This window comes from Aeoliella mucimassa, from assembly GCF_007748035.1.
In the GTDB taxonomy this organism is placed as follows: Bacteria; Planctomycetota; Planctomycetia; order Pirellulales; family Lacipirellulaceae; genus Aeoliella; species Aeoliella mucimassa.
The window spans coordinates 3,454,558-3,470,651 of sequence record NZ_CP036278.1 but is presented as its reverse complement, the minus strand read 5'-3'; the positions used below and the strand labels follow the sequence as shown (position 1 = coordinate 3,470,651).

Below are 16,094 nucleotides of genomic sequence, written 5' to 3'. Positions count from 1 at the left end.
CACTGGAGACTAATTTTATTGCGAATGATCTTGGGTGAAATGGATTATTCCTTACTGAAGAATTTTATACTCCTCCTATTCTCCGCATTATGAATGGCCGCATTCCCATATTTACGGTGCAAGATGAAAAGTACCGAGCTGATTCCTGTCGGCCACTGGAACAGGCAGCAAACGCGGACGAGATAAATTTGCATGCGGTAGCCCACGGTCACTATCCGGGGCTACGGTTGTCAAAAAACGTGCTGCCGGGGCTCAAGACCATCGGATTCTGGGATGCCCCCAAGCAACAGAAGTGGCGACTCGACTGGCATCAAAATGAGGGGGTTGAAATTTGCCTGCTAGAGCGGGGCCATCTGGACTTTGCCATCGAGGGGCAGGATTTCCAACTGCAGCCGCTTGATTTGACGATCACACGTCCATGGCAGCGACACCGTTTAGGTGACCCAACAATTGGTCCTGGTCGCTTGCATTGGATGATTATTGATCTGGGAGTACGTCGTCCCCACCAAAGTTGGGTGTGGCCTAAGTGGATAATTCTTGCTCCCCGCGACTTGGAAGAGCTTACTACGTTGCTACGTCAGAATGAGCACCCTGTCTGGCAATCGGCCGAGGCCGTAGGCAAGTGCTTCGCTCGGATCGCACGCAAAATCGAGCAAGGCACACAATCTGAACGAGTAGATGTCTCATGGATTCAACTACTTATTAATGAACTTTTAATGCATGTCCTCGAGTTGCTGCGCAGCCGTCATGTCCAGAAGGACGCGAGTCTTGCTGAAACCCAACGAACCGTGGAGCTGTTTTTGGAAGACCTCCGTTCTGACCACCTCAGCTTGGCAAATGAGTGGACTCTTAGATCGATGGCCGCAGAATGTGGCTTGGGAGTGACACAGTTTACTGAGTACTGTCGAACACTAACCAATGCGACCCCAGTTCAGCACATGAATCGATTAAGGCTGGAAGCAGCCGCTGAACTACTCAGCCAGCAGCCCCATTTGACGAATGTTCAACTTGCTGAACAATTTGGTTTCAGCTCACCTCAATACTTCGCCACGGTGTTTCGTCGCCACTACGGCTATCCTCCTCAGCAACACGCTAGCCAGGTTCTCGAGTAGGTGCGATTTCTAGACGGAAGTGAGTTGCAGTGAGGCCAGGGCGCTGATGGCTAGAACGCTACCTGTGACTGCAATTACGTGATGTTTGGTTCTCAGTCTACACAAGTCTAACGATTGAAGTATCAGTGGAATTATGTAATCGAGATGGAAGTGTTATCGTATAAACCAAACGTAATGAATTATTTTGGGAGATCTGGAAAGGGCCTGTCTCCAAAGCGTGAGCTGTCGCCTGTTTAGGTCGCTATAAGGATTTTAGACGAGTAGAGTACGCGACAGCTATAGTAATGCTGCACAGTTACCAATTGTTGACAATTGTCTGAACTGAGTCAGCTTGCATCGTCTTCAGCAACAAGCGTGGAATCAGTGGCGTACCGGTTTTCACCCCAACCACATCCGAAGGGGGATCATTCTCCTTCTGAAATTCGCGAAATCCTGACAGGCCACCTCGGCTAGTTGGTTGCCATTGGCAGATTGCTCAGGTTCAAGCCAGCTGTGTGAACCAGTGTTAAACAGTTTCGAATCTCTCGTGTAGCCTCCTTACTGGGGTGTAGTCCGCCTGCTCTATGGCTGCGAGAAGCAGCTCAAAGACTTCTTCGTTTGAGCTGCACTCCGGCCAGTACCCACTCTCGTCGGCGATTCCTTAGTATCGGACTCGCTCACGTAGAAAGGTGCGGAACTCTTCAACATCAGTAATTATGCAAGCGGCCGAGCGATGGTTTGATTGCGAAGGTAGTCGTTGAAGGTCTCCGGCGAGTTGACCCCACCACCGACGCCGCTCAAGTTCACTCCCCCGTAGGGCAGTCCGTAGGCAAACACGTTGTGGGCATTAATCCAGCTATTGCCGGCGATCACCTTCTCAGCGAGCTGCGATGCGCGGGCGTGGTCTTGGCTCCAGACACTATTGGCCAGTCCATAAGCAAGCTGGTTTACCCTGCTTACCGCCTGCGTCTCGTCGCTGAACTTCACCACGTAGGCGGTAGGGCCAAACACCTCTTCGCGGTAACATACATTGTCGTCCGAACCGGTAAGCAAGTGGGGGCTTACAAAGTAGCCGCCTGCGGTGACCTCTGGCCTTTCCATTTCGATCACTGCGGTGGCACCAGTGGCAATGCCTTTCTGGTAGTAGTCTTGGACACGATCGAGCTGAGGCTTCGAAACAAGCGGCCCCATCTGCGACTGCTCGTCCATGCCGCATGCGATCTTGGTGTGCGACAAGACCTCACGAGCTTGATCGATAAAGTCGTCGTACACACTCTCGTGCAGAAACCATCTGGTGGCAGTGCAGCAAACCTGTCCGGTGTTCAAGGTGATAGCGTTGGCCAAGCTTGCCGCTGCAGCGGGAATATCGGCATCCTGTAGCACCAACGCGGCACCCTTACCGCCGAGTTCCAGCTTGCAGGGGACGAGTCGCTCTCCGCAGATGCGACCAATTAGTTTGCCAACCGTCGTCGAACCGGTGAACGACATACGTTTCACCAGTGGGTGCTCGGCAAGAGGCTGGCCACACGCCTGTCCGTAACCGGTCAGAATGTTGGTGACGCCGTCGGGAATGCCAGCTTCTTGGGCAAGGTGTCCGATGTAAAGCGTTGAAAGGGGAGTAACTTCGGATGCCTTGACCACAACGGTATTACCAGCAGCCAGTGCTGGAGCGGCCCCCCAGCAGAAGAGGGTGAATGGGAAATTCCAGGGGAATATGAACCCACTCACGCCATACGGAGCGCGATGAACGCGAGCTTCCATCTGCTTGATGGCCAGGGGAGTGTCGTAGGTCGCTTGAACGCTTAAGTCGGCGAAATAACGCAAGCATTCGGCGCCGAAGGGAATATCGAACCCACGAGCGTTGTTAATAGGCTTGCCGACGTCGATCGACTCAAGCTGGGCAAGCACTTCGGCGTGCGACTCGATGAGATCGGCCAGTCGATGCAAGTAGACCGCCCGCTCGCTCGGCGATAGTGCCGACCAGCTAGCGAACGCTTGGTGGGCGGACTCGACCGCCGAGTTCACATCGGATGCATCGGCCGCGCATACCCGGGTGACTACCGCTCCTGTCGACGGGTCGACCACCTCCACCTCACCGGCTGAGGTGGTCTGCCAATTGCCGCCGACGAATGCAGGAATGCGATCTTGGCTGAGAAAGCTCTTGACTCTTGGCTCTGGTTGAACAGTGCTCATGATGGCATTTCTTGTGAGAGGAGGGGAGTGAATTGATTTAACGTGCGTAGCTAAGCTCGGTAGCGGACAACTGGGAGTCGTCCGCCAGACTTCTTTTGGGAGGAATCTTCAGCTTCTGCAGTTCGCTATGATAGGCGGACACCGCTTCCTCAGGAGTGATGTCGCCATCGACGATCGTTCGCAAAAAACGCACAAAGGTGAGAGGATGTTCGGCATCCTTGATTTTACGACCGTACAACGCGACCCGGGCGCCGTATTTTTGGGCTTCGGCCAACTGCTTGAAGGCGTCGTAGGTTGTGCCGCTTCCACCACCGAGGATGCCGACGATCAATTCTGGATCATAGGCGGCCAGTTCTTCCATCGGTTGCGGTCCAAAGTAGGGGATCTTCAGGAACTTGGGCCAGTGCGCCCGCGAAACGCCTGCCAGAGCACGGGTTAGTGAATCGTTCACGAACTTTGGGATGTCGGTTGCCGACAATCCGCAATCGTTCATGTTCGGTGCGAAGACCTCCAGGAAGTATTCAAAGCCACATTCAGCCGCTTCCTGGCGAAACTCACGAAATGCGGCCAAGCTGGCGTAATCGGCATCCAAATCGTTGTTGAATGTGATGGAGTACAACCCCAGATTCACCACCGGTTCTGTGTTGCCGGAAGCGGTAAGACTGCCATATTGCGCCTCGTGAAGATAGCTCGACCGAAAGGGGCGCGAAGGGTGGTCGCGATAGTCTGCGACACGGCTGATCCAAACGTCGGTCGTATCGTTCGCGCGTATGGCGGGTGTGACAGGACTGGCGTCGAATAGCCGTTCCCGGTGGGCTAGTACGCTCATCACTGAATTCGACGCTAGCAAGATGTCGATATAGCCGCTGGCGACTATCTCACGCATTTGCTGCATGAATTCTGGCATTGAGTAATAACGCTGCTTGTCCCCCTGAGGATAAGGGGCACCGGGACTAGCGATTCCCCAAGCCATGTCCGCGTCCTTGGCATCGGCCAGGATAAAGTCGTTTGCTGATGGATTCCGACGCAGGTTGTCGAGTTTGTGTTCGAGTGTTTTCAATGCGATTCCTTCATCGATTCAATTTTACCCATGGACCATCTCTCTAGAAAGTCGACGAGTTGCGACCACTCTCCGCTTTGCGCATGGCGAACATAGTATCCAGAGCTGTCGCACCAGAGTAGTAGCCTATCCTGGGGCGTGAGTCACAACAACAGTCCAGTTGGGAATCCAGCGATTACCGACGATGTGTTTACGGTTCGCATTGGATTTTGACGATTGGTTTAAGCTGCGTGATTCCTGCCTCACGCAATTGGTGCGGCAGGTCTTGGGTTTCTTGCCAATCTTCAAAAGTGTTTCCTTCGAGTTGCAGGTCTGCGGTGGAGGTCACTAGGATGCCAGGCATGGTGCACTTTGCAATGTGGTTGTTGGTCACGCGAATGTCACGATGCGCGCCGGCGGGGGCCAGGCTTCCATTTCCGGCGGGAGCTTCAATGCGAACCGCGATACCCTGGCAATCGGTAATCGTGTTGTCTCGGATCACGAGGTTGTTACTGCTGCCTGCTTCGAGCCACCAGTATTCGGGCGACACCAGGATGGCCGACATCCAACAGCCTTCCATGCGGTTGCCGCTGATCTCCCCATTGCTGGCTTTGATCAAGATGCCACGCGAGCGGTTAAATCCGAAATGGCAGTTCTTCACCGCAAATCCATTGCCGATGCGATTCGCCGGGCAGACGACTCCGCCACGGTCGATGTCGACTTGGCTGTCGAGGGTGATCGTATATGCCTTTTCGAGTCCTTCACCACTCTGAAGTCGCGGGTGCAGGTTCTGCTGTGCCAAGTATTGTTGCTCCTCGTCGCGAATCGAACCAGCGGCCACCACAGCAATGGCTTTCGCATCGGGTAAGCGTACTCCGTCAAAGAGTACTAACTCGACGGGATCGCCCGGCTCGATGTTCATCTCCCCTTTGGCAAGCACCCGCAGTGTCTCTCCCGAAGAGTTCATGATCATATGGTAATCGCCACAGATGTTGATGCAGTCGTCTCCCATAAAGCGGGCGGAGCAGTTTAGGTATGATGGTCCGCGAATCGCATGCTTGCTATGGAAAGCGTCGGCATCCAGCGAACGCAAGCGAGGCGACTCGCGTTGCTTCAGGTCGTCGTTCGGCGAACGACGATCGATTCGACATTCGGAGTAAACGCTGCCATCGCAGTTGTATTCCAGAAACCCAAAGCAGTTCGACGCGTAGAGAGCGATTTGTTCGAGTCGCACATTCACGTTGCCATTGCACTCGACTGCGTGCGGAATACTCCCGTGCGGTGCATTCTCGGAACCGATGACAATGAGATCGCCTACCTGCTCGGGGTTACGATCATGGTTGCCAGGACATGTCAGGCGGAGATGCCGGGCGTCAATCACTTCGATCTCACTCACATAATGATCTTCGCAGCGAAGCGTACGGGTGTCAGCCCGAAAGATCTCGTACTTGAAGTTGCGAACCGTCTCGGCAGGCGGGTATCCCTCGAACAACTCGATGTCATACGTCTGGCGATCGGCTGAAATGGCAGTGATGCGGCCCTGCGTATAGGGAAGCGGATCGTAATCAATCACCAAGCCACGCAGCGTGACGTTTTTGCAATGCGAAACCGTCACCGCGCGGGTTGTCTCGGTGCAAATCATCTCCACCCCGTCGGCAATCACCTCTACATCCTGCAGTTGGTGAAGCACCAAATGCTGGTGATTCCTGGGAGTAACTCGGTAACGCCCTGGCGGAATCACGATGCGGCTCTGCCCCTCGGCGATAGCCTGGTCGACATACCCCTGCAGGTCGAAGGGAGTTCCCACCTCAGCCTCCGCGGCGTTGGCTCGCATCCAGGGGCAACAAGCCACCAGTGTAATAAGCAGCAAGAGATACTTGTGAAGCTTGAAACCTGTGCGGAATAGCTCGTTTGTTGGGTGGGTGTGCATAGTCGGTAGCAATTCAGAGAAGTCGTCTGTAAGGGGAACCTACCTCTCTTGTAACATAGCCCCGATGGGCGAGCGATAGATTCCCAATGTTCCCACCGATGGGAAAATTGAAGCTCGCGCCAACCTTTAAAACCAGGGACTTTCGCGCTCGAATAGATTCCCATATCCCAAAACGCATCCGATGGGAATCTATTATTGGACGCATCGATGCGCGTAACTGGTTATAAGGCAATGGGTTGCAATCAAGACCGACACGTCAGTCTCAGAAATAGATTCCCATCGGTGGGAATCTATTATTGGGGGAGCTAGAGGAGTCTCGCCCACAGAGGGAGGACGACGAGAGATACCCCCAACCTACCGCGCAGCAGCGAACACCGACTGCCTCGGCAACGCCAAGCGCCGTACATAAAAAACAGCAAGTTTTCAAAGAGCCTGTAGCTTCAGGTGTAAACGGATGAACAGTAGGTTATTGGAGCATGTTTTGTACAGATTGCAAGGGTGTTTTCGACAGGAAATCTTGGTCCAGAGTTACCATTGAGGCATTGCATCGCGTGAGGGCAGGGGGATCTCCGTGTGGCCGGTATAGAGGACACGTCCTTGGTGCCGCAAAGCACTTGGTGGATGATGTACTCATTTGACGTGCTGTCGCTTCACTAGTTGTGCAACTTGCAGCTAGGAATGAATGCGCTCCAGAACAATCGCTTCGGCTTCTTGCAAGCACTTCATCACGGCAAGCTGATTGCGACAGCGATCCAGATTGTGTTGCGGATAATCGATTTTGTAATAGGAGTCTCCCAAGAGGTAATCGGTGAGAAAGCGAGTTGCCATGATCAACGGCATATAGGTAGGCCCAATAGCCAGAGACTGCAGTTCGAAGGGTTTCAGCACGCCTCGGGTTCCCTCGACAAATCCACTCACTGCCGCCCGAAGGCGATCTGTGTCAACTTCGACCTTGCTCAAGTCGGTTTCATCTTCGGCTGCCAGGCAAGCGGATGTGCGAACAAGGTCGCCGAGGTCGTAGAGTGCCAGTCCTGGCATCACCGTATCGAGGTCGATGACGCAAGCTGCTTCGCCAGTTTCGTTATCGAGCAAGATGTTGTTGCACTTGGTGTCGTTGTGGGTCACCCGCAATGGTACACGCCCCGCATCGATCCAGTGCTGAGGTTGTTGTAGTAGATCGGTGTGCTTCTGGATGACCTCGACTTCGCACTGCACCTGTTTCAGTCGGTCGGCTCGATCCTCGATCACTGCTTCGGAGAGCTGTGCTAAACGACTTGGTCCGTGGTGGAACTTTGCAATGGGTTCCGTGAGTTGCTCCATGGGAAAGTCCACTAAGCCGGCCAGAAAGTCGCCAAAGCCCAAGCCTGCCTGGTAGACTTCCTGCGTCGAGGCAACGTGACCAGCCGAGTGAGTGTTGGCAATGAACGGACACATTCGCCAGTACTCGCCTTGACTGGTCGACAAATAAGGCTCTCCCTCGTTGGTGGCGATCAGTTGTAGTACACGACGAGTGAGCGGATGATAACCTGTGGATTGCAACTTGCCATGTAAGTAGTCGGTTACCAACTTGAAATTGTGCATCAATCCCTGGGGATCAGGGAAAACGCCGTGATTGATCCGTTGCAACACGTAATGAGTATTGTCGATAGCATCGACCATGTAAGTGTCGTTGATGTGTCCCTCGTCGATGGATTGCACCCTGACTGCAGGAGCTGTAATGGCGAAACTATTGGCTATATCAATCGTGGACGACATAAGCATCAAGTTCCGTTCATTTCGGTGGATGGCTGAGGCGGGTCTTCTTCGATGGCCATCAGTCCTGCTGCAAGGATTGCCAACAGGATACCAATGGCTCCAGCACTGCTGGGAGAGGTGCCCAGTAGCAGCATCGTTAACAGGGCCGTGATGACTGGGGCTCCAGCATTAATCAGGGGAGAGACTACGATTGCCTTGCCATAGCGATAGGCATAAACCAGCAGCAACGCCCCCAAGGAGTTCAGAAGCTGGATCACACACGACAAGCCGAAACCATCGAAATGCCAATTGGCCTGTCGAGGTGCGTCGGTCATCCACCAAGCCACGGGTGCTAGTGCCAAGCCAGTGAGAGCCATATAGAAGAAGATGGACTCGGCTCGCATCGAGTTATTGGCGAATGAGATTACATAACCTTGAATCCCCCAGGCCAGTAATACTCCCAATGCAAAGAGAATCCATGTTGCTTGCGTGGAGTGCTGCGAGTCTGCTTCGCCGAGATTCAGCAAGACTCCGGCCACGGTGGCCAGGGCGATACCAATCCACCCGGGCAATCGAACCTTCTCGCGTGAGATTAGGGCTGCTAGCAAAATGGTGACTAAGGGACTCAGTGCGATGAAGGGAAATACAAGATAGCCGGGGGCCATGCTGGGAACCGTTTGGAAAAGTAACAATTGGCCTCCGGCACCTAAGAGCCCAATCGATACGCCAAGCACGATCGACCTTGGATCACAATCAAGCTTCCAGCGAGCGAGAATCAACGCAACGATGGCAGGAGGAATCATGGTGAACGACCAGGCAACATAGCCTAGTGTTTCTGGGAAACCATTGTCGGCCGGTTTGTTGATAAAGGCACCCCAAAGCCCCCACGCGATCGTGGTGACCACTGCGAATACCAACCAGAGTCTGCTTGTGAGCATGTGCATTCGTGTATTGCCTACGAGAAGAGAGCCCTTTTAGGAGAGCGGTAGCGCATAGCTGGCGACCGCAACAGAGCACTCACTTGAATTGCCATAGTATTGGATCGGTTGATGAGTCGGGCGAAAGCCTAACGACTCGAACAACCGCAGTTTGTCGGAGTCCACCCCATGAAACACAATCTATGTGTGAATCGAATCGTTCCCTTCGCGAACTCGTTGAATGGCCGACTCCACCAGTTCCTTCATGAGTGCAGGATGATGTTGCACGAATTCCGGCATCGCATAGCAGTCGATGGCAAACGTCTGGCGAGTAAATGGCGAAAGCTGGCGCATCGCGCACACGCCGACGATTCGCCCGCATTCGTCGCGAATTACCTGGCTTGCGTCATGCAAGCGATCCTGATCGACAATCGCTTGACGAATCACAGTGATAAAGGTCCGTTCCAGCTCCGGTCCGAGATGGACGTCCCACGAAGCCAGCTTCAGTTGGTAGTCGTCTTCAGGACACAAATTGCAGAGCAGGAAGAGCGCAGGCAGATCGCCTGCGTTCACTGGACTGATGGTGAGTTTCGCTCCTTTGGCGAGATACGCATGCTGAATATCGGCGACGCATTGATGCTGGGCGGTCGCAAGTTGTGTGGCGGAATCGTTCGCCTGCGTGCAAGAAAGCTGCCGCAGAGGTTCGTTGATGGCCATCAACCAGTCGACTGTGTCGGCAAGTCGCTTTTCGCCAAGCACCGCGTAACCGAGCCGAGAGTACATCGAGTGCGCAGCACGCTCTCCTTGATTCAAGCGGTGCAACTTGTCGTCGGTCGCCAGCACAACGACGCCCGCGCCCTGCTGCAACGCCCGCTCGGTTACCTGTTCGGTGACCAAGGATCCAAGCCCCAGCCCTCGATGCGACTCGATCGTACGGATATGCGCTAGTAGAGCAACCCAGGGATAGCGAGTGGACTGAAAGGTCGATCCATGGGCGACCAGCTGGTGGGTAAGATCGTCCCATACCAACGAGAACGTGCCAAAGGAGTCTGGGTAGACCTGTAGATACTCTCCTTGGATTACCGAAGTCCAGTCGGTACCTTTGGGAACTAGAAGTTGGTGAATAATATTCGAGAGGATCTGCAGGCTATCGACCCCGGCGTGCTGAGCTACTGCACGCAGCACGTCGGTACCGGAACCAGTGAAGACACGGCCCTCGACCTTGGTTCCCAATTGAGAGTTGCTAAGTGCAATGCTTTGCGTTTGAACGAGCGACACCCTAAACCCATTGCCTGTTCGCTGGATTCACCGAATCGAATACAAGCCTACTCTGCTCTGATCAACTCGAGCCAGCCGAAACGCTCAGGCACGTGAGCCGTGGATTGCAAGGTCGGGTGCCAAGCGAGAAACACTCCGTTGGCTACGTCGTTGCGATACAAATTAGCCCGCCAGCGAGTTCCCACTGAAGGGGGATCGGAGGTGATGGATGCAATGGGAATCCGTGCTTCCACACGGAAGATGTGTGCTTCCTCATCCACTGTTACGCGCGACTCCATGTCGCTCGACCACTCCAGTCGCTTCTCGGATGGGCTCACACTCAAATCAAGTTGCTCTCCGTTGGGAGCCCATTCGTATTCTTGATAGATTTCGGGGTGCTCTGGATCGGGAGCGAGAAATAGCTCGACCACATCGTCGTTCCACAGCCCATGGCGTTCCTCGTTTGCAGGTGTCTCGGCTGTGGTTAACTTGCTGTACGGGGCCTCGTACCCAAGATACAGGTAGTTGTCGGACCACAGGGCACGAACGCTCGTGCTCAGGTCGGTGCGCACGGAAACGTTCTTCAGCGTGTATTCCAGGCGTTCGATTGGTACATCGTCCCATGCCTGATCGTTCAGGTGGCCATCCAACTCGAAGTCGTCCTCAATGCGCACGGCCTTGAGCGTACGTGGTGGCATGCTGCTGGCGAACATTCGCTGCGCATTGTCGAAATAGACTTTTCGCTGCACTGCGGCAGGGATATTGATACTATCGATCGTCCATGAGCCTTGAATCGGAGTCATATGCTTCCAATTCCGATCGTCGGTTTCAAAGAACCGATAACACTTGCGATAGAAAATCACCGCATCTTGATCGGTGGGACGTTCATCATCTCCCGCTGAGCCAAGAATCATCCGACCATAAACCATGAAGTCGGTGCCAAAGAGAATGCGATCTTGATGCTTCACGAACATCTGGCGGAGCTTCTCTGGATTCGATCTGCCAATCTCTGGAATACGCGCTGCGATGTCGCACATGTAGTTCGGATACTTGTCGAGATGGCGACTGACCCAATCGATATCTTCTGGATTGTTGCCGAAGTGCACGCCAATGAATGTCGTTTGTGGGTGTCGCTCAATAATGTGGAGAAACTGCTCGAGCACTTCTTCGCGAGAAGGGTACTTGTCAGGATCGCCAAACCACCAGCCAGGATGATCTCTTAGCTCTTCCCAGCGTTCGTTGGTTTCGTCGTACGGTTCCCAGAACGCTTTGGGATCGCCGACATGGATGGAGACCGGCATCTGGAGTTCACCACAACGTTTCCATACTGCATCGAGCTTTGGATCATCGATGCGAACTAACTTGCCGTTGCCGTCTCGCACGGTTAGGCCCAGGCGTTTGAATTCCTTGAGGCCGGCCGCTCCGGCCGCATAGGCTTTATTGACTTGCTCGACGGCTCGTTGGCTCCAGTCGTCGTTTTCGAAGCCGCTGTAATCGAGCAGCATGTCGTACATAAAGAGATCCGGGCATGTTTGCTCGCCGACGGCTTTCTTTTGTTCAAAAGCTGATGTTGCGCCCTCTTGCGAGGTGAGCGTGCCTGAACCAAGCTCCATGGCAGTACCTACCCCGACTGCCTGGAAGATGCGTGCTGCCCGCTCGAACCGCTCTGGTTGTGCTTCGATATGGGTATGAACGTCGACGATGCGCTGTTCGTCTCGCCAGACCGAGGCCTGCAGGGCGTCCGCCCGCGGATCGGTTTCCGCAGCCAGGGCGTTACTGGTATTCCAGCAGAGAAGAGCACACAGGAGCACGCTATTGGTTTTCGTTGTGATCATCGTTGGAGGTATCCGTATCGAATCGAGTGACCATCGCTTTGATGAGTGCCAAAAGTTAAAAGAACTGTTACAGAGTGCCGCTGCCCATCGCCAGGTGTCTGGCGAACCACACTCTGTAACAGTTGTAGGTTTCCATCGTACAATAAACGCGGTTGCGGGTGTTGCCTGGCAAGCCCGTCGGTTGGGAATTAGCTCACCGCTATTTTCGCCGCGCGACGCACCAAGTGCTAACCAACAACGCCATGAGTAGTAGCGAAGAAGGCTCAGGAACCGCGGTAGCAGAGGTAGCGATATCGATACCGAGTCCAAAGTTAGCCTTCCAGGTGGCGTATTCTTCCGCGTCGATCGTTCCATTGCCCAGTGTGTAGCTGCCAATTGGCAAGTCCGATTCAGGAGCGCCGAGATTGTCGCGCCACACGGTGTAGTCGCCCAAATTCACAAGTCCATCGCCGTTGAAGTCGCCGGGCAGCGTGCCAGCGACCACCGCTAGCTCACCATTCACGAGCAGATTGCTTATGTCCCAAGCCAGTCCAACCGGCAGCGTCGGCAGAGTTCCAATGGAGAAGGAACCACTGGCCATTCCTTCCTCGAAGAGGAACAAATCGAACACGTCGCCTTCGGTTGCAGTTAAACCAACACTTCTGGCAGCAATGTTGAGCGTTCCATCGGCAGTGAACATACCACTCACGTCGATCTGATCGTGGAAGTCGGGCGAACTAATTCGCAAGGTGAGCGACGACCCCGCGTTCATGTCGAAATCGCCATCGACGTTCAGCACACTCGGTGGCGAGTAAGCTTCGGCAAGCAGAGCCATGCTATAGTCCTGGCTAGCGTTGAGTCCCCAGTTGTTCACCACGAGTCCATCGGGATAGGCATCGTTCGAGCGATTATTATCAAGATCCCACTTGAACGCGTAGGTGCCGCTCGAACCTGATTCCAAGGCGATAAAATAGTCTCCGGCCGGTAGCGTGATCGGCGAAGACAGGCCTAGCTGCCATACGTGGTCGCCGGTGTAATCAGATCCCGTGGAGACATCCACCACCATGTCGGCGACCACCTGCGTGGCTGTTTCGATATCGTAGTCGGCTTCGTCCGTAGAGAGCGAATCGTTCATCGAATAGAAGCTGACCGTGAAGTCGTCGGCATTGGTTCGGAAGTCCTGTCCTCCGAACAAGATTGCGGCAAAGGTTGTTTCGCTGTCGAGCTTAAAGCTCTGGCGATGAACTCGGTCGCTTCTCACATCGGCTTCGTCCCCTTCAAAGTCGGGAGCAAATGTGGAGAACACCGGTGAGTCCGACCAAGGTACATTGCTGGTCAGAGTCATCGCACCCGTTTGGGCACCAGTTAATGAAAGCGAACCGGAATTACTAATGGTTCCCGTCGTCGCCGATGCTAGCTGAAGGCTGCTTCCGGAATCAATCGTGGTGGTGCCGGAGTAGTTGTTTCCGGTGTTGGCTAGGGTAACTTGGGCAGCCCCTGTTACATTTACGCTGCCGGATCCAACGATTCCTCCTGTTCCCGAGAAGGTATACGCCTTGGTTGAGTTCGCAAATGTCACCGATCCAGCAAAACGAGATCCATCGACGGTTACGTTTGTGCTGCCAGCGGCGGAGTCGTCGAACGTCACTTGATCGAGATCGCGGAATTGCTGATCACCTTGTTGCCAGTTGTTTGTCGTGGCAATGTCCCACACGCCGGAGGTGGCACCACTCCAAGTGCGGTTGGCTTCCTCACCAGTGACCGTAAGATTCACCTGCCCTGCGGTATCGCCGCTAACGGAAACCGTTTGCCGTGTGTTGAGTGGAGTGCCATTGGCATCCGTAATCTGAGCGGCAACGCCGTTCATGGCGGTATTGGTTGCACCAGTATGAGCTACAATGGTGGTGCTTCCTTGGTCAAGATGTCCCGCACTGGGAGTGACATTCACCATCATCGATGGCGAGCCGGACGCGGTAAATGTCCCAGAGACGGCAAGTTGGTCACTTTCTGGAGACACCGAGTTGCCAATATCGAAGCTCCAGGCACCTTCGGTTCCAATGGTGGCAAAAGCGCCGAGAGTTACGTTGCCATTCACTTGCAGCGTTCCCACCTGGCCATTGCTGTTTCCAGGTGAAAGCGAGCCATCGTCGTATAGGGCCAAGGTATTTGCTGCAATGGTTCCCGAGCCACGAAGGGTCTGCCCAATCTGCTGCGAATAGGTGTTGAAGGCCGTTACGTCGAGCGTTCCGCCGCTATGGACGGCTATGTCACGGCTGTGCAACTCACCCACATCAGAAGCAAGTGGGTCGTTCACCACCAGTGTTCCTTCTTCGATAACAGTTGGTCCAAACCACCAATTGTTCGAGTTCGTATTGTCGGCATCGGTGCCGGTGTTGATGGTAAGTGTTCCAGTTCCCCGTTTTGTAACCGCTACATCGTCTCGGTTGCTAAAGGAGACTACACCTGAATCATCGATACTCGAGTCGGAGATGTGCCCTGCAATCACGGTATCGCCCGCACCAGAGAACACGAAATCAATGTCGTGGCCATTATCCTGGGCGTACAACTGTTGCAGGGTGAGTGTGCCCGAGGTCGATTCAATATGGTAGTTGGCGGAGTTGTTATTGTCCCCAGCATTGTAGGTCGAGCCACCACGTATGATGCCATTCCAGGCGTTGTTGCCGGAACTCGATAGTGCGACATCGTCGGTGATGCGACCACCGAAATCGAGGAACTCATCGGCGATCGAAATGTTTCCAGTGAGTGAGAGTGTGCCCGATTTTCCATCATCGATTACCGTGCGGTACTCGAAGCTACCTCCCTCGCCGAGTGCGCGTTCATTGGAAATTTCTAAGGTCCCCCCCTCGACTCGTACAATCCCTGTAAAGGTGGAGTTGCTGCGGCTCACGGTCACTTTGTCGGCCGCATTTGTTGCGTCCAGGCTGTCGGTCATCCGGAGGATGCCTGCCCCAGTGAGTTCCGAGGAGAGAGTTCCGCTAACCCCAGGATAAAGGTCTACTGCTGCACCACCGGCGATGTTCAGTGGAATGGCGGATTGATTATCGATGGCAGCAAGACTATCGATCGACAAAGTGCCTGCTTGAACAACGGTTGTGCCGGTGTAACTCTTGGCACCAGAAAGCCCAAGGGTTCCGTTGCCAGTTTTCATTAGTCCAACGTTGCCTGCGAGGTCGGTGGACAACAGATGGGAGCCGAGTGGAGTGAACACCTCGTGATCACCGGTGAGAGTTATTGTGCCCGAACCTGCGACGACATAGGAGCTGTTGTTTTGAAAAGTGAGGCTGTTGAGCGACGTAGGGGTGTCGACTGTGATCGTCGCCGGAGCGTTTGCGGAGGATAATGCCGAACCGAAAATAGCATCGTCGGTCGGAACCGTCCCTTGAGTCCAATTGGCCGCGTCATGGAAACTGCCATCTCCGTCGACGCTCCAAACATTTTCATAGTCGGCACCGGTGATGAGTGCCATGCTGAATTCCAAGCCGGCATTACCCGCATTCAGATTCACCACACCGCGCCCCGCTGGGTAGGGATCGCCGAACACGATATCCCACTTGAAGGGATAAGTGCCGCTGGCACCGGAGTCGACAGCCATGTAGTAGCTACCTGCTGGTAAGGTGACCGCACTGTCGAGACCAATCTTCAGCACGTGATCGCCAGAGAAAGCGGTGCCATTCGACACATCGACCAGGAAGTCAGCGACAACCGGTGTGAGACTATCGGTTTCGTAGTCGCTTTGTTCCGACGAGTTCGGGTCGGCGATGGAATAGAATCCAATCGTGAAGTCGTCGGCCTCGGGATTGAAGTCTTGACCACCAAACAGAATGGAATCGAAGGTCAGCGAACTGTCGAGTACAAAGCTCTGACGGTGTTTCCGGCCGTTTTTCACATCGGATTCGTCGCCATCGTACACGGGAAAAGCAGTTTGCAGAACGTTGGATGCTGAGGTCGTGGGCCATGCAACATCGTTGGTAAGGGTCACCGCGTTTGCTGTAGAAGTAAGCTCGGCGAGTGCGAAAAACGCCGCGAGCCAAGTTGCCGAGACAATAAGGCGTCCAAACATGCTATGTGATCTCCGAAGGGGATAAGTCGGGGAGTGGA

The 16,094-nt window shown here is 54.3% G+C and carries 9 protein-coding genes; 1 reads left to right on the top strand and 8 read right to left on the bottom strand.

What is annotated here, in order from left to right:
* Positions 1 to 89: 89 nt before the first annotated feature.
* Positions 90 to 1,112: a helix-turn-helix transcriptional regulator gene (locus tag Pan181_RS13765; protein ID WP_145247369.1), complete on the top strand. Its 1,023-nt coding sequence runs from the start codon at positions 90 to 92 to the stop codon at positions 1,110 to 1,112.
* A gap of 693 nt (positions 1,113 to 1,805) precedes the next feature.
* On the opposite strand, the gene Pan181_RS13760 is transcribed toward Pan181_RS13765, so the two are convergent.
* From Pan181_RS13760 to Pan181_RS13725, 8 genes are all read right to left on the bottom strand, one after another.
* Positions 1,806 to 3,284 (bottom strand): aldehyde dehydrogenase family protein, encoded by a 1,479-nt coding sequence (locus tag Pan181_RS13760; RefSeq protein WP_145247368.1) that lies wholly within the window; start codon positions 3,282 to 3,284, stop codon positions 1,806 to 1,808.
* Positions 3,285 to 3,321: 37 nt separating this feature from the next.
* Entirely contained in the window at positions 3,322 to 4,344 is a 1,023-nt protein-coding gene (locus tag Pan181_RS13755) for a hypothetical protein (RefSeq protein WP_145247367.1), read from the bottom strand.
* Positions 4,345 to 4,534: 190 nt separating this feature from the next.
* Complete coding sequence (locus tag Pan181_RS13750) at positions 4,535 to 6,193, bottom strand: right-handed parallel beta-helix repeat-containing protein (protein ID WP_197528338.1); 1,659 nt, start codon at positions 6,191 to 6,193, stop codon at positions 4,535 to 4,537.
* A 732-nt stretch (positions 6,194 to 6,925) separates the two neighbouring features.
* On the bottom strand, positions 6,926 to 7,951 hold the full coding sequence (locus tag Pan181_RS13745) for a phosphotransferase enzyme family protein (RefSeq protein WP_197528337.1): 1,026 nt from the start codon (positions 7,949 to 7,951) through the stop codon (positions 6,926 to 6,928).
* A gap of 62 nt (positions 7,952 to 8,013) precedes the next feature.
* On the bottom strand, positions 8,014 to 8,925 hold the full coding sequence (locus tag Pan181_RS13740; protein ID WP_197528336.1) for a DMT family transporter: 912 nt from the start codon (positions 8,923 to 8,925) through the stop codon (positions 8,014 to 8,016).
* Between the two features lie 180 nt (positions 8,926 to 9,105).
* On the bottom strand, positions 9,106 to 10,137 hold the full coding sequence (locus tag Pan181_RS13735) for a GNAT family N-acetyltransferase (RefSeq protein WP_231943588.1): 1,032 nt from the start codon (positions 10,135 to 10,137) through the stop codon (positions 9,106 to 9,108).
* Between the two features lie 92 nt (positions 10,138 to 10,229).
* On the bottom strand, positions 10,230 to 11,996 hold the full coding sequence (locus Pan181_RS13730; protein WP_145247362.1) for an amidohydrolase family protein: 1,767 nt from the start codon (positions 11,994 to 11,996) through the stop codon (positions 10,230 to 10,232).
* Between the two features lie 199 nt (positions 11,997 to 12,195).
* Entirely contained in the window at positions 12,196 to 16,056 is a 3,861-nt protein-coding gene (locus Pan181_RS13725; RefSeq protein ID WP_145247361.1) for a beta strand repeat-containing protein, read from the bottom strand.
* Between the last annotated feature and the right edge of the window lie 38 nt (positions 16,057 to 16,094).

Excerpts from the sequence above, each read along its gene's own strand:
- Pan181_RS13765 (WP_145247369.1), top strand. The coding sequence starts at position 90 with ATGAATGGCCGCATTCCCATATTTACGGTGCAAGATGAAAAGTACCGA.
- Pan181_RS13760 (WP_145247368.1), bottom strand. The coding sequence starts at position 3,284 with ATGAGCACTGTTCAACCAGAGCCAAGAGTCAAGAGCTTTCTCAGCCAA.
- Pan181_RS13740 (WP_197528336.1), bottom strand. The coding sequence starts at position 8,925 with ATGCTCACAAGCAGACTCTGGTTGGTATTCGCAGTGGTCACCACGATC.
- Pan181_RS13730 (WP_145247362.1), bottom strand. The coding sequence starts at position 11,996 with ATGATCACAACGAAAACCAATAGCGTGCTCCTGTGTGCTCTTCTCTGC.
- Pan181_RS13725 (WP_145247361.1), bottom strand. The coding sequence starts at position 16,056 with ATGTTTGGACGCCTTATTGTCTCGGCAACTTGGCTCGCGGCGTTTTTC.